This window comes from Clostridium gallinarum, from assembly GCF_014836325.1.
GTDB lineage: Bacteria > Bacillota > Clostridia > Clostridiales > Clostridiaceae > Clostridium > Clostridium gallinarum.
Window position 1 is genome coordinate 1 of record NZ_JACSQZ010000074.1, and the last position, 14,425, is coordinate 14,425.

Consider the following 14,425-nt stretch of genomic DNA (forward strand, 5'->3'; position numbering starts at 1 on the left):
AAATAGAATTGAGAGATATTTAAGAAAATTAAAATAAAAAATTTGTAGATAAAAATATGTAATAAAAGCAATTAAAAACTCCTATGGAGTTTTTTGCTTTTTATTTATACTATCATATATTTATTTTACTTTTGAAATGAAATAAGTAGAAATCATATAGCTATTTTTATATTTATAAATAGTAAATTTTAGTATATAATTGTTATTGAAATACTCGGAGGAAAAGTAAATGGATAAATTGGCGATATTTGATGTAGACTATACTATAACTAAGAAAGAAACATTAATGCAATTATATAAATATGTTGTTTTAAAAGATATTAAAAATATTAGATTTTTACCAAGAGCCTTATATAGTGGTGCAATGTATAAGATAGGATTTTATGATGAAAAAAGAGTTAAAGAATCCTTTCTTAAATTTATAGATAAGATACATGAAGATGATTTATTAAAATTAGTTAAAAATTTCTATGGAGATGTTTTAGAAAAAATATTATATGAAGATGCAATAAATATGATGAAGAAATTAAAGGGACAAGGATATAAAATATATTTAATTTCTGCATCACCAGAATTTTATTTAAATGAATTTTATGCAATAAAAGAAGTGGATATGATTATAGGAACAAAATTTTCTATAGAAAATAAAATGTTTATGAGAAAAATGAATGGTGAAAATTGTAAGGGTGAAGAAAAAGTAAGAAGATTAAAAGAAGTTCTAAAAGAGAAAAATATAGAAGTAGATTATAAAAATTCATATATGTTTTCAGACTCTTTATCAGATAAGCCTTTATTAGATTTAGTAGGGAATGCATATTTAATTAATTATAAAAAGAAAAGTAATTTTGAAATACTAAAATGGAAGTAGTAAGGAGGAAAATTTATATGGATGCTATTTTAAAATATTATCTAGAAGATGGACATATAGAAGAAATAAGTAATTATACTGTAGATTCAAAGGAAAAAGGAAGAATAATATATGAGGTTATAAGGGTTGTTAATGGAGTTCCGTTATTTTATGAAGATCATCTTAAGAGATTAGAGCTATCATTTAGATTAATGAATAAGCCTTTTTCATATAAATATGATAAAATTAAAGATTATTTAATTAGTTTAATTAAAGCTAATAAGGTTGAAGTTGGTAATATTAAATTAACATTTGATATAAAAACAGATACTATGAAAGTTTTTAGCATAAAACATAATTACCCAGATTCAGATATGTATAATAAGGGAGTTAAAACAATTCTTTATCACGGTGAAAGAACAAATCCTAATGCTAAGGTAGTAGACAATAATTTTAGAGAAAAGGTAACAGAAGAAATTATTAAATCTAATGCATTTGAAGCTATACTTGTAAATAATAATGGATATATTACAGAAGGCAGTAAATCTAATATATTTATGATTAAAGATGAAACTTTATATACTTCTCCATTAGAAGAAGTTTTACCAGGGGTTACGAGAGGAAGAATAATAGCCTTAGCCAAAAAAAATGGTGTAAAATTTGAAGAAAAAAATATTAATTATAAAGATATAAAAGATTTCGATGCTATGTTTATATCAGGGACATCTCCTAAAATACTTCCAATAGAATGTATAAATGAAGTAAAAATGGATGTAAAAAATAAACTGATGAGAGATTTAATGCAAATTTTTGATGAAGAAATCAACTTATATATAGAGAAATTTAAAAAATAAAAAGTTTTATTATAAATTGAATAATATTTAAAATAAAACTAAATTATGGTATGATTATTTTGTTATATGGGTAAAGGGAGAATATATAAAAGAAAATATATTAAAAAAGCCTTCAAAAACATACAGTATATAGAGAAAGATGATAGTTTAGAAGTATAAAAACTACTTCTATAGGAGGATATGAGAAATGAAAGAGATAAAAATCCTAGTATTTAAACTTAGGAATGAATTTTATGCTACAGATATTATGGAAGTTGAAAGGATTTTAGGATATGAGGAACCTACAGCACTTCCTGACTCTCCAAGTTTTTTAGAGGGAGTAATTAATTATGAAAATAGTGTACTACCTATCATAAATCTCGTAGATAAGTTTAAATTAAAAAAAGAAGAAAGTTTAGATAAAAAGATTATCGTAGTAAAAAGAGAAAATGGAAAATTTGGAATATTAGTAGATAGTGTTAGTGAAGTTATTAATATTTTAGAAGATGAAATAAAGAATCCAAATAGTCTTTCAACTTTAATTTCGCAAAAGTACATAAAAGGATTAATTAAAAAGAAAGAAAGTATCATAATTATGCTTGATTTAGAAAAGGTACTTACTGCTCAAGAAGAAGAAATTATTTTTCAGGGGTGAAAATAATGGATAATAAAAAAGAAATTAGAGTTGGAATAGCAGATAGCGCTATAGTATCATCCCCAGATAGATTGATTACTATGGGACTAGGATCCTGTATTGGAATAGCTATATATGATAGAGAAAGAAAAATGGCAGGATTAGTACATATTATGTTACCAGATAGTAAGCAATTTAAAAATATAGTAAATCCTTTAAAGTATGCAGATTTAGGTGTTGAAAATCTAGTTAATCAAATGATACTTAAAGGATGTAAAAAAGAAAATATGACTGCCAAAATAGCAGGTGGAGCATCTATGTTCAATTTTCCAGATAAAAAAATAATTAGTGATATTGGAAAACGGAATAGTATAGCGGTTATTGAAACTATTAAAAAGTTATCAATTCCTATAGTTGGAAAGGATGTTGGTGGTAATAAAGGGAGAACGATGATCTTTGAAAGTGAAGACGGATCAGTGATGATAAGAAGTATTGGGAGTGATCTTAAACGACTATAGGGGGTGTTATATTATTGATAACTAATGCATTGAAAAATAGTAAAGATATTATATTAATTGGAGCATCAACAGGTGGCCCAAATGCCATAGAAAAAATAATTACTGAATTTGATAAAGAATTAAATGCAGCAGTTCTAATAGTTCAACATATGCCAAGTGGATTTACGAAAACTTTTGCTGAAAGATTAAATAGAAGATGTGAATTAGAGGTTCTAGAAGCAGAAGATAAAATTAAAATTGAAAAAAATAAAATATATATAGCACCTGGTGGATATCATATGATAGTTAAAGAAAAAGATATTATAGAAATAAATAAGGAAGATCCAATATGGGGAGTAAGACCAGCTGTAGATAAATTATTTATATCAGCGGCGCCTATATATAATAATAGAATTTTATCAGTAATACTTACTGGGATGGGCAAGGATGGAGCAGAAGGAACGGCTGTAGTGAAAAAAAATAATGGGACAACCATTGCTCAAGATGAAAATAGTTCGGTTATTTATGGAATGCCTAAAAGTGCCTATGAAACAGGTTGTGTAGATTATGTACTTCCTCTAAAGGATATAGCATCAAAAATAAAGAGTTTAATTAAAGCAAGTTAGGAGGGGCTATGGACTTTACAGATTTTCATGATTGGGTTTATAGACAATTTAAAATTAATTTAAATGCATATAAGCCAGAACAATTAAATAGAAGAATAGGAAGTTTAATGTCAAGAATAGGAGTAACTTCTTTAGAAGATTATAAAAGGATACTTAGTGTAGATAAAGAGCAAAGAGAAAAATTCTTAGACTTTATAACAATAAATGTAACAGAGTTTTTTAGAAATCCGGAATTGTTTCTTGAACTTCAAGATATTTTAAAAGAGTATAGTAAGAATAACTTCAGCTTAAAGATTTGGAGTGCGGCTTGTTCAATAGGATGTGAACCTTATAGTATAGCAATGATTATAAAAGAAATTGCACCTAATATAAGAGCAAACATAATAGCTACTGATATAGATAGCAACATTTTAAAAAGGGCAGAAAAAGGTGAATATTTACCTGTAGAGATGAAAAATGTAAGTGAATTTTATAAATCTAAATATTTTAACAAGGTAAATGATAGATTTTTAATAGATAATAAAATAAGAGCCATGGTGACTTTTAAAAAACATGATTTAATAGTAGATTCCTATGAAGATGGTTTTGATTTAATAGTCTGTAGAAATGTAATTATTTATTTTAAAAATGAAGTTAAACAAGAAATCTTTAAAAAGTTTTCTAATTCATTAAAAAAGGATGGATTATTGTTTGTAGGAGCTACAGAAAGTATTTATAACTATAAAGAATTCAACCTAGAAAAAGTTTCTACATTTATTTACAAGAGAGTATAAAAGGGGTGAATCATATGGACGTATCTCAATATATGAGCATGTTTTTAGAAGAGTCAATGGATAATTTACAAACTTTAAATGAGGCATTACTAGATTTAGAGCAAGAGCCTAATGATATAGATAAATTAAATCAAATATTTAGAGTTGCACATACAATTAAAGGAATGGCAGCTACTATGGGATTTAACAATATAGCTGAATTAACTCATAAGATGGAAGATATTTTATCAGAGTTTAGAGAAGGAAAACTTAATGTAACTAGAGAAGTAGTAACTGTATTATTTGACTGTTTAGATACACTAGAAAAAATGGTAAGAAATATAGAAGACGGTAATGAAGAAATTATTGAAATTGATAGTGTAATACAAGCCCTTGAAAGTGTTGCAAAGCTTGAAGAATTTCAAGAAGATAAAGAAGTTTTAGAAGAGGAAAGTTTTTCTGAAAATGAAAATATAGATATAAATTTAAATCAATATGATATTTCAGTAATAGAACAAGCAAAAAGTAATGGATTTAATGGAGTAATAACTCAAATTTTTTTAAGAGAAGATACATTATTAAAATCAGCTAGAGCATTTTTAATATTCCAAGAATTAGAGAGACAAGGAGAAGTTATAAAATCTTTTCCAACGACAGAAGATATTGAAAATGAACAGTTTGATACAGAATTAATCTTTGTATTAATTACAACAAAAACTAAAGAAGATATAAATAAAATAGTTTCAAACATATCAGAAGTTAAAAGTGTAAATACTTCTTATGTTATTTCAAAGGAAGATGATAAAAAAGAATCTGTAAATAATACTTTAGAGGATACGAATGCAAATGATGATATAAAATCTAAAGAAATAGTATCTCAGGATAAGAAAAAAGAAGCTAGTTTAGGCAATAAAAGAGCTCATCAATCTGTAAGAGTAGATTTAGATAAAATAGATAAACTTATGAATATGGTATCTGAGCTTGTAATATATAGAACTAGGTTAGAACAAATAGTTATAGATGATAAATCTCAAGAATTAATAGAAACATTAGAACAAGTAGAAAGAACTACTTCTGATCTTCAAGATTTAGTTATGAAAATAAGAATGCTTCCATTAGAGGTTGTTTTTAATAGATTCCCTAGAATGATAAGAGATTTATCTGTAGAACTTAAAAAAGAAATAAACTTTATAATAGAAGGTTCTGAAACAGAATTAGATAGAACCGTCATAGATGAAATAGGAGAACCTTTAATACATTTATTAAGAAATGCAGCAGATCACGGTATTGAAAGTAAAGAGGAAAGAATAGCAAAGGGGAAGGAACCTGTTGGAACTATTAAACTTGTGGCTTATCAAGAAGGAACTAAAGCCTTAATAAAAGTTACTGATGATGGTGCTGGTATAAATTTAGAAAAGGTTAAAAATAAAGCTGAAAAAATAGGGATAAGTACAGAAGGATTAAGTGATAATGATATAAGGAATCTTATATTTGCTCAAGGCTTTAGTACAAATTCTGTAGTTACTGATATTTCAGGAAGAGGAGTTGGAATGGATGTAGTTAAAACAAAAATTTCATCTCTAGGGGGAAGTGTAGATGTAATTAGTGAAGAAGGAAAAGGCTCAACATTTATTATAAAATTACCTTTAACCTTACAAATAATACAAGCTTTATTAGTTAAAGTGGGAGAAGAAACTTTAGCAATTTCTCTTGGATTTATAGATAGGGTAATAGATTATAAAGAAGAAAATGTTAAAAAGACTAATGGAGAAGAAGTTATAATATATAGAGGAAATGTTATACCTCTAATTAGATTAAATGAAAGATTAGGTATAGATAATAAAGAGAGCAAAAAGAAATATATTATTATAGTTAAAGTTGGTGAAAAAACTGTAGGATTACTTGTAGATTCATTATTTGGTCAACAAGAAATAGTAATAAAGCCTTTAGGAAAAACATTAAAATCCTTAAAGGAATATATTGGAGCTACAATTTTAGGAAATGGCCTAGTAACTTTAATTCTTGATGTTGCAGCCTTAATTTAAAAAAAGGAGTGGTTTTATGGAATACCAAAATTTAACCTCATTTCAATTAGATGCTTTAAGAGAGGTTTCAAATATAGGAGCGGGAAATTCAGCTACTTCACTATCTATGCTTCTTGGAACTAAAATAGATATGTCTGTACCTAATATGAATTTAATAGCCTTTGACGAATTATTTAATAGTTATAAGGAAAATGAAGTTGTTGCAGTTTTGGTTAAAGTTTTAGATGATATTGAAGGAAGTATTTTATACGTATTAGATTCATCAGTTGCTTTAAATATGATTTCTAAAATGACTTTAACAGAAGAAAAGGTATTAACTGAAATGGGGATTTCTGTACTTGGGGAAATTGGTAATATAATAGCTTCTTCATTTATGAATGCTATTGCTGATTTTACAGGATTAAGAGCAACAGCTTCAGTACCAGCTGTAGTAAATGATATGATTAGTGCAATACTAGTATCTACATTTATGGAAACTGGTCAATATCAAGATTATGTTTTAGATATAGAAACGCTTTTTATGAGAGCAGGTGAAAATAATACAGAAGGACATTTATACTTTGTTCCTGCTCCAGGATCTTTAGAAAAAATATTAGAATCATTAGGAATAAAATAGTTTGGAGGATTTAAAATGACAAGAGTTTTAATAGTTGATGATGCAGCTTTCATGAGAATGATGATAAAGGATATATTACAAAAGAATGGTTTTGAAGTTGTAGGTGAAGCAAGCAACGGAATAGAAGCCGTAAATTTATACAAAAAGGAAAAGCCAGACGTTGTTACTATGGATATAACAATGCCAGATATGGATGGAATAGAAGCGGTTAAGGAAATTAAGGCATTTGACCAAGATGCAAAAATAATTATGTGTTCTGCAATGGGACAACAATCTATGGTTATGGATGCAATTAAATCAGGGGCAAAGGATTTTATAGTAAAGCCATTCCAATCTGATAGAGTTTTAGAAGCTATAAGAAAGGTAGTTGGCTAAATTACAATAGGAGGCATATTAGATGCAATTAGTAATATTTAAATTAGGGGAAGAGCATTTTGCAGTTGATACAGATAAGATATTAAGTATTAATGATATGATGCCTATAACTAAAGTTCCTAAAGCTCCTAATTATATAAAAGGCTTAATAAATTTAAGAGGGAGCATTAAATCCTTAGTAGATATAAATTTGTTACTTAACATTAATTCCCATAAAGAGCAAAATAATATTATTATATTAAAAGTTGATGAGGAGGAATTGGGAATAACTGTAGATGAAGTAGAAGAAGTTATAAATATAGAGGAGCAAAAAATTCAAAAATTAGAAACTCACAATAGTGAATATTATATAAAAGGAATAATTGATTTAGAAAGTAGATTACTAACTGTGATAGATATAGAAAAGCTAATAAATCAATAGAAGTGAGGGATAGAATGGCAGAGGTTTTAAGTCAAAGTGAAATAGATGCTCTTCTTTCTGCCTTATCTACAGGTGCTGTTGAACCAGAACAGCTAAAAGAAAAAGAAGAAAAACATAAAGTTAAAAAATATGATTTTAGGAGTCCACAAAAGTTTTCTAAGGATCATATTAGAACCTTAGAAATGGTTCATGATTCCTTTGCAAGGATAGTTAGTAATTATCTTTCTGGTCAGCTTAGGAAGCATGTAAAGATAGAAATTCAAAGTGTTGAACAAATTACATATGAAGAATTTGTTCACTCAATTCCAAATCCAACTATATTAACAATATTTAGAATGCCACCTCTTCAAGGAAATATATTACTTGAAATGAATCCTCAATTTTCATTTCAAATTTTAGATATTCTCCTAGGAGGAACAGGCGAAAAAAATGAAAACATAAAGGAATTTTCTGAGATAGAAAAAAATATTTTATCTAATATAACATCAGAAATGATAAAAAATATGGTGTTAGCGTGGGATGGGATTTTAGATGTAAAACCAGAATTTGAATTTCTTGAAACTAATCCTACAGCAAATCAAACCTTAGCTCCAAATGAGCCTGTAGCATTACTTAGCTTTTTAGTAGAGCTAGGGAAAAATTCTACATATATGAATTTATGTATTCCTTATTTAAGTATTGAAAAAGTTTTAGATAAACTTGTAGTTCAATATTGGTTTAAAGGTGAAGATGATGAATTAGCTGATGAAGTAAAAGCTAAATTAAAAAAAGGAATAGAACCTGTAGAAGTAGATATACATGTAGAGTTAGGTGAAACACAAATAACTATTGATGATTTTTTAAAGTTAGTTGAGGGAGATGTTTTAATTTTAAATTCTCAATGCAGTGATCCTGTAAAAGTATTTGTAGAAAATCAAGAATGCTTTATAGCTAAGCCAGGAATTATAGGAAAAAACATGGGAGTTGAACTTTTAGATATTTTAAATAAGGATGTGATTGAGAATGAGTAATGGTTTTTTATCTCAGGAAGAAATAGATTTATTGTTAAGGGGTACTGAAGAAGTAGTTGAGCCTACAAAAATTTCAGAAACAGAAAAAGATTTACTAGGTGAAATAGGAAATATATCTATGGGATCAGCTTCAACAGCTCTTTATCAACTTATAAATAAACAAGTAAATATTACTACACCTAAGGTTAGAATAACTACTTTAAGAGAAATAAAGGAAGAATTTAAATATCCTAATATAATATTAGATGTCAAATATATTTCTGGTATTACAGGAAGAAATATATTAATTATGCAAACTAAGGATGCAGCAGTAATAGCTAATCTTATGATGGGAGGAGATGGACAAGTTTCAACTTCTCATTTATCAGAAATAGATATAAGTGCTGTACAAGAGGCAATGAATCAAATGATAGGCTCTGCAGCAACTTCAATGGCTACTATGTTTTCAAGAGAAGTAAATATTTCTCCGCCTAAGTCTAAGATATGGGAAAGCATGGATCAATCTATAACTGAAAACATACCAGAAAATGAGCAAATAGTAGAAGTATGTTTTGATTTAAAAATAGAAGGATTGCTTCAATCAAATATGATGCAAATATTACCTATAGATACAGCAAAGAAAATAGTTTCTATAATGATGGGTGAAGAAGAAGGAAAAGAAGAAAGTAAAGATAAAATTGTAAATGAAGAGGTACCTTCAAATACATATATTAATGAGAAGCAATTTGATATTAATAATTTTGTAAAAGCTGAGGAAGCTATAACAGAATCATTTAATGAAAAAAATAATGATAATTCTATTGAAGTTCATGGAGCTAGTTTCGAAACTTTAATTCAAGGAGAAGTTTCTGAGCCTAATAGAAATATAGATTTAATTTTAGATGTTCCTTTAGATATATCTGTAGTTTTAGGAAGAACTAAAAAAAGTATAAAAGATATATTAGATTTAAGCACAGGCTCTTTAATAGAGTTAGATAAATTAGCAGAAGAGCCAGTTGAAATCTTAGTAAATGGTAAGAAGATAGCCTTTGGAGAAGTAGTTGTTGTTGATGAAAACTTCGGAGTAAGAATTACAAGTATTGTAAGTGGTACTGAAAGAATTAAATCATTAAAATAAAAATATTATTTAATTTAAGATTAAAGTGATGATATGTGATTTTTTGTTGACTTAGAAAAGAACAGCAAAATAATTTAAATTACATAACATCACTTTTTAGTTTATAAAAAATACTTTTTCAGTAAAATATCTAAACTTTTAAAGAAAAAGAACGATAAATAAAATATATAAGAAATTAATGGAGGACGGTATGAATATAAAAGGAATTAATTATACAAGCGGAATTAACTATTATAATAAAATTTCTTCTAATAAGGTAAATAAAGTTGAAAAAGAAACAATTTGCGATAGAATAGAGATTTCTGAAGCGTCTAAAGCTTTAAAAGATTATTCAGTTGAAAATAATTATGATAATAAAAAAAGAGTTATGGAATTGAAAAATGAAATTGCAAATGGAACTTATTCTTATGATGCAAGACTTATTGCAAAAGGAATGCTAGATGCAATGAGAGATAAGGAATAGTATTATGAAAAATTTAAAGGATATCCTTCATTTTGAAGAAGAAAAGTTAAGAGAACTTTTAAGCTTATTAGATAAACAATATAAGCTTATTATAAATAAAGATATATTTGGTATGGAAGCAGTTGTAGAGGAAATAAAATTACAAAATAGAGAAGTTGCAGAAGCAGAGGTAGAAAGAAGAAAATTTTTAGGAAATGTATCTATTGGGGACTATATAAAAAATTCTAAAAATGAAGATTTAGATAATTGTTATAGAAGTATTAAAAAATTATTAAATGAAATGGTGCTTCAAAAAGATACAAATGAATTATTAATAAGACAACAATTAGGTTTTACTAACAAAATTTTAAATATAATTAATCCTAAAAAAGATGCAGCAACTTATAATTCTTATGGAAATATAAGAAGATAGTGGAGGAAAATATATGTCAGGATTATTTTCAACATTTAATATAGCAAAAAGTGGAATGAATGTTCAGCAAAAAAGTATTGATGTAACTTCTCATAATATAGCAAACTCAAATACGGTAGGATATTCAAGGCAAAGAGCTAAAATAGAAACAAGCAGACCTTTTGGTGGTACTGCTATGAACTCATCAATGCAAGCAGGTCAATTAGGGACTGGAGCTCAAATTCAAGCAATTGAGAGAGTTAGAGATAATTTTTTAGATTTTCAAGTTAGAAGTGAAAATTCAGTTTTAGGTAAATATGATATGAGAAATAATTATTTATATGAAGTTGAAAGTGTATTTAATGAACCATCAGATACAGGAATATCAACATTAATGGGGAAATTCTTTGATGCCTTTCAAGAGCTTTCAAAGCAACCTAATAGTTCAAATTCTAGAACTGTTGTAGCGCAACAATCAGCTGCATTAGCAGATGCTTTAAATGCAACTTATACAAAATTAGAAAATTTACAAACTAATGCACAGGATATGCTTAAGAGTACAGTTATAGAAGTTAATAGTATGCTTGAACAAATAGATAGAGTCAATCAAGAAATTATAAGTGTTACTGTTTCAGGAAATACACCAAATGATTTAATGGATAAAAGAGATTCATTGCTTGATGAATTAAGCTATAAATTTGGAATTCAAATAGATAAAAAAGAATTTAATGGAATAGATGTAAAACCTACAGAAGCAGGAAGAATGAGCTCAACTTTATTAGTGAATTCTAGTCCTAATTCTAATGTATCTAGATTTTCTTATGTTACGGATGTAGAGCTAGATAAAAGTGATTTTTCAGAAAGCACTTATATAGTTACATACTACAAAAATGGAAATATGGATAGTGAATCTAATAAACAAACCTTTAAGATTTCTGGAATAACTAAAGAGCAAGCAAAGGAAATTAAAGATAATAGAATACTTTGGGCTGATAAAAATGGGCAAGCAGCTAAAGGCGATGGATTTCCAATTAAGGATGGAGATGTAATAACTTATTCTGAACTTATGGTGTTTAAACCAGAAACAGGTAGTGTAAGTGGATTAGTATCTGTTCAACAAGATGTTGAAGATTATATGAATCAGCTTAACAAATTAGCAAAGGGATTAGCTTTTTCAGTAAATGCTATTCATAGTGGAATAGAAGATCCATTAAGTAATTCAGCTGGAGCAGATAAAGATTATTTACCTTTCTTTGTAAATAAAGATATAGCTAATTATAGAACTAATGGAGTATTAGGTAATATAGATGAAACTTTACGAGGAGAAGAAGAAATTACAGCTAAAAATATTTCTATAAATAAGGAAATATTAGAGGATGTAATGAAAATCAAAACTAAAACTCATGATGATTTATTTGCTTATACTAATGAAAACAATGTAGATGGAGATAGTGATGGATCAAGAGCTTTAGCTATTGCACAGCTTAGAGATTCTTTAATAAGAATTCAAGATATAAACGAGTCAGTAAATTCAAGGAAAGATATGTTTGATAAGAATAAAGGTGGTAGTTCCCTTTCAAATAATGGATTAAATATAGAAAATAGTGTATCAGGTATGAAGATGGATTCATATTTTAAAGATACTATAGATAGATTAGGGGTTCAAGCCCAAGAAGCTCAAAGAATAGTAACTAATCAAGAAGATTTATTATATAGCATAGAAGAAAGTAGAGCATCAGTTTCAGGTGTTTCATTAGATGAAGAAATGGCTAATTTAGTTCAATTCCAACATGCATATAATGCAAATGCAAAAATTATTTCAACTATAGATGAACTTTTAGAAGTTGTAATTAATGGATTAAAGAGATAGGAGGTAAGATAAATGAGAATTACAAACCAAATGATGAGTAAAAGCTTTTTAAGAGATTTAGGAAGAAATCAAAATTATATGAAGAAAATAAATAATCAGCTTACATCTGGCAAGGAAATAAGTAGACCTTCAGATAATCCATTTAAAGTTGCAAGAAGTATGCAGTTAAATAGAGATATAGCAACTAATACTCAATATAATGAAAATATAAAGGATACTACAAATTGGTTAGATACAACAGATACAGCTTTAGACCAGCTAGGAAATAGCTTTCAAAGATTTAGAGAACTTATGGTTTCAGCAGGAAATGCAGCTTATGGAAGTGATGAAAAAAGCGCTATAAGAGATGAAATGAATGAAAAGATAAACGAAATAACACAAATACTAAATACTACCTTTGATGGAAAGTATATATTTGGTGGAACTAAAGGAAATTCAAAACCTGTAGTAAGTAGTAAAGATTTCATAAGTGGAAATAACTTAATTAATTTAAGTGGAAGTAATGGAGAAGTTTTAAATTTAGATGATTTAGACGAAAATGTACAAAATCAAATTAATATGATAGGAAAGAAACTTAGTGTAGAGGTATCTCAAGGTGTTACTATGGATTACAATGTATCAGCAACAGATGTACTTTTATTTAAAGATAAAAACGGAGTAAGTTCAAATGTAATGAATTTACTTAAAGATATTGTAAATAATGTGGCATCAGAAGATGCAAATGAAAGTAGTAAAGTAGCTAATGAAAACTTAAGTAGTATGGATGAAGTTATGTCAAACTTATTAAAAATAAGAGCAGAAGTTGGATCAAAACAAAATAGAATGGAATCAGCATCAGATCAAAATGAAGAGCAAAAGTTTAATTTAACAGATATTTTATCTCAAACTGAAGATATAGATTTTGCAGAAAAAACAATACAGGCAACAGTAGCACAAAGTGTTTATACAGCAGCCCTTCAAGTAAGTGCTAAAATTATTCAACCGTCGCTACTGGACTTCTTAAGTTAGGAGTAAATTAATATGGAAATAATATCACCAATACATGGGAAAATGATATATGAAGAAAATGAAATAATAACCTTTGAAAGAGGGATACCAGGCTTTGAATATTTAAAGAAATTCATAATAAAAGAAGTTGGAGAGGATAGCCCCTTTAATATACTTCAATCTATAGAAGATAAGGATATAGGATTTATAGTAATTTCTCCTTTTATGATAATAGATAGCTATGAAATAAAGCTAAGTGAAGAAATACTAAAAAATTTAAGAATAAAAAAAGAAGAAGAGGTAGTTTTGTATTCCTTAGTAACTTTAAACGAAAGAGTTGAAAATATAACAGCTAATTTAAAAGCACCGTTAGTTATAAATATAACTAACCAAAAAGGGGAACAATATATACTAGATAAAGAGAAATATAAAATAAAAACTAAAGTCTTTAATGATTTATAATTAATAATGTATAATGAATAATAAATAAAACTAAACAAAGTTTATAAAAGGCTTATAAAATTTAATTGTATTAAGTTTTGATAATTATAAATTAAAAGTTATTAATTATTAATTGCAAAGAGGTGTATAAGATTGCTAGTTATAACAAGAAAAAAAGGAGAATCTATTTTAATAGGTGATGATATAGAAATTTCAGTTTCTAAAATAGAAGACGGAAGCGTAAAGCTTGCTATAAAGGCCCCTAAGGAAATGACAATATTAAGAAAAGAGCTTTTTGAAGAAGTAGAAAATGAAAATAAAGAAGCAATGAATATAAATAAGGAAATACTTAAGAAATTAAAAATGAAGAATGAATAATTAAGAATTAATGAAAACTTCCAACAGTAGTTGGAAGTTAAAAATTAATAAAATAAGAGATAAACATTATATTCCTTGCTCCGTCGCATGCGCTCTAAGGCAACCTCATACAATGTTTATCT

Annotated in this window: 18 protein-coding genes; all 18 read left to right on the forward strand. The window is 27.2% G+C overall.

Annotated elements, in window-relative coordinates:
* Nucleotides 1-229 precede the first annotated feature (229 nt).
* On the forward strand, nucleotides 230-868 hold the full coding sequence (locus H9660_RS14405) for an HAD-IB family hydrolase (RefSeq protein WP_191751078.1): 639 nt from the start codon (nucleotides 230-232) through the stop codon (nucleotides 866-868).
* A gap of 17 nt (nucleotides 869-885) precedes the next feature.
* Nucleotides 886-1,701 (forward strand): aminotransferase class IV, encoded by an 816-nt coding sequence (locus H9660_RS14410; protein WP_191751079.1) that lies wholly within the window; start codon nucleotides 886-888, stop codon nucleotides 1,699-1,701.
* 187 nt (nucleotides 1,702-1,888) lie between these two features.
* Nucleotides 1,889-2,335: a chemotaxis protein CheW gene (locus H9660_RS14415; RefSeq protein WP_191751080.1), complete on the forward strand. Its 447-nt coding sequence runs from the start codon at nucleotides 1,889-1,891 to the stop codon at nucleotides 2,333-2,335.
* Nucleotides 2,336-2,340: 5 nt separating this feature from the next.
* Complete coding sequence (locus tag H9660_RS14420; RefSeq protein WP_191751081.1) at nucleotides 2,341-2,832, forward strand: chemotaxis protein CheD; 492 nt, start codon at nucleotides 2,341-2,343, stop codon at nucleotides 2,830-2,832.
* A gap of 14 nt (nucleotides 2,833-2,846) precedes the next feature.
* Nucleotides 2,847-3,437 (forward strand): CheB methylesterase domain-containing protein, encoded by a 591-nt coding sequence (locus H9660_RS14425; protein ID WP_191751082.1) that lies wholly within the window; start codon nucleotides 2,847-2,849, stop codon nucleotides 3,435-3,437.
* Between the two features lie 8 nt (nucleotides 3,438-3,445).
* On the forward strand, nucleotides 3,446-4,210 hold the full coding sequence (locus H9660_RS14430) for a CheR family methyltransferase (RefSeq protein WP_191751083.1): 765 nt from the start codon (nucleotides 3,446-3,448) through the stop codon (nucleotides 4,208-4,210).
* A gap of 14 nt (nucleotides 4,211-4,224) precedes the next feature.
* Nucleotides 4,225-6,234 (forward strand): chemotaxis protein CheA, encoded by a 2,010-nt coding sequence (locus H9660_RS14435; protein ID WP_191751084.1) that lies wholly within the window; start codon nucleotides 4,225-4,227, stop codon nucleotides 6,232-6,234.
* A 16-nt stretch (nucleotides 6,235-6,250) separates the two neighbouring features.
* Complete coding sequence (locus H9660_RS14440) at nucleotides 6,251-6,850, forward strand: chemotaxis protein CheC (RefSeq protein ID WP_191751085.1); 600 nt, start codon at nucleotides 6,251-6,253, stop codon at nucleotides 6,848-6,850.
* Between the two features lie 15 nt (nucleotides 6,851-6,865).
* The gene (locus H9660_RS14445) at nucleotides 6,866-7,225 is read left to right on the forward strand and encodes a response regulator (RefSeq protein WP_191751086.1); all 360 of its coding nucleotides are present in this window, start codon (nucleotides 6,866-6,868) and stop codon (nucleotides 7,223-7,225) included.
* Nucleotides 7,226-7,247: 22 nt separating this feature from the next.
* Entirely contained in the window at nucleotides 7,248-7,646 is a 399-nt protein-coding gene (locus H9660_RS14450; protein WP_191751087.1) for a chemotaxis protein CheW, read from the forward strand.
* 14 nt (nucleotides 7,647-7,660) lie between these two features.
* The gene (gene fliM / locus H9660_RS14455; RefSeq protein ID WP_191751088.1) at nucleotides 7,661-8,656 is read left to right on the forward strand and encodes a flagellar motor switch protein FliM; all 996 of its coding nucleotides are present in this window, start codon (nucleotides 7,661-7,663) and stop codon (nucleotides 8,654-8,656) included.
* Nucleotides 8,649-9,773: a flagellar motor switch phosphatase FliY gene (fliY, locus tag H9660_RS14460; protein ID WP_191751089.1), complete on the forward strand. Its 1,125-nt coding sequence runs from the start codon at nucleotides 8,649-8,651 to the stop codon at nucleotides 9,771-9,773. The genes fliM and fliY overlap by 8 nt, the downstream gene beginning before the upstream one ends.
* A 190-nt stretch (nucleotides 9,774-9,963) precedes the next feature.
* Entirely contained in the window at nucleotides 9,964-10,236 is a 273-nt protein-coding gene (gene flgM / locus H9660_RS14465; RefSeq protein ID WP_191751090.1) for a flagellar biosynthesis anti-sigma factor FlgM, read from the forward strand.
* 4 nt (nucleotides 10,237-10,240) lie between these two features.
* Nucleotides 10,241-10,648, forward strand: coding sequence for a flagellar protein FlgN (locus H9660_RS14470; protein ID WP_207729493.1), 408 nt, complete (start codon nucleotides 10,241-10,243; stop codon nucleotides 10,646-10,648).
* A 13-nt stretch (nucleotides 10,649-10,661) separates the two neighbouring features.
* Nucleotides 10,662-12,497 (forward strand): flagellar hook-associated protein FlgK, encoded by a 1,836-nt coding sequence (gene flgK / locus H9660_RS14475; RefSeq protein ID WP_191751091.1) that lies wholly within the window; start codon nucleotides 10,662-10,664, stop codon nucleotides 12,495-12,497.
* A gap of 12 nt (nucleotides 12,498-12,509) precedes the next feature.
* The gene (gene flgL, locus H9660_RS14480) at nucleotides 12,510-13,505 is read left to right on the forward strand and encodes a flagellar hook-associated protein FlgL (protein ID WP_191751092.1); all 996 of its coding nucleotides are present in this window, start codon (nucleotides 12,510-12,512) and stop codon (nucleotides 13,503-13,505) included.
* 12 nt (nucleotides 13,506-13,517) lie between these two features.
* Nucleotides 13,518-13,946, forward strand: coding sequence for a flagellar assembly protein FliW (fliW, locus tag H9660_RS14485; RefSeq protein WP_191751093.1), 429 nt, complete (start codon nucleotides 13,518-13,520; stop codon nucleotides 13,944-13,946).
* Between the two features lie 132 nt (nucleotides 13,947-14,078).
* Nucleotides 14,079-14,303, forward strand: coding sequence for a carbon storage regulator CsrA (csrA, locus tag H9660_RS14490; RefSeq protein ID WP_191751094.1), 225 nt, complete (start codon nucleotides 14,079-14,081; stop codon nucleotides 14,301-14,303).
* Nucleotides 14,304-14,425: the final 122 nt, after the last annotated feature.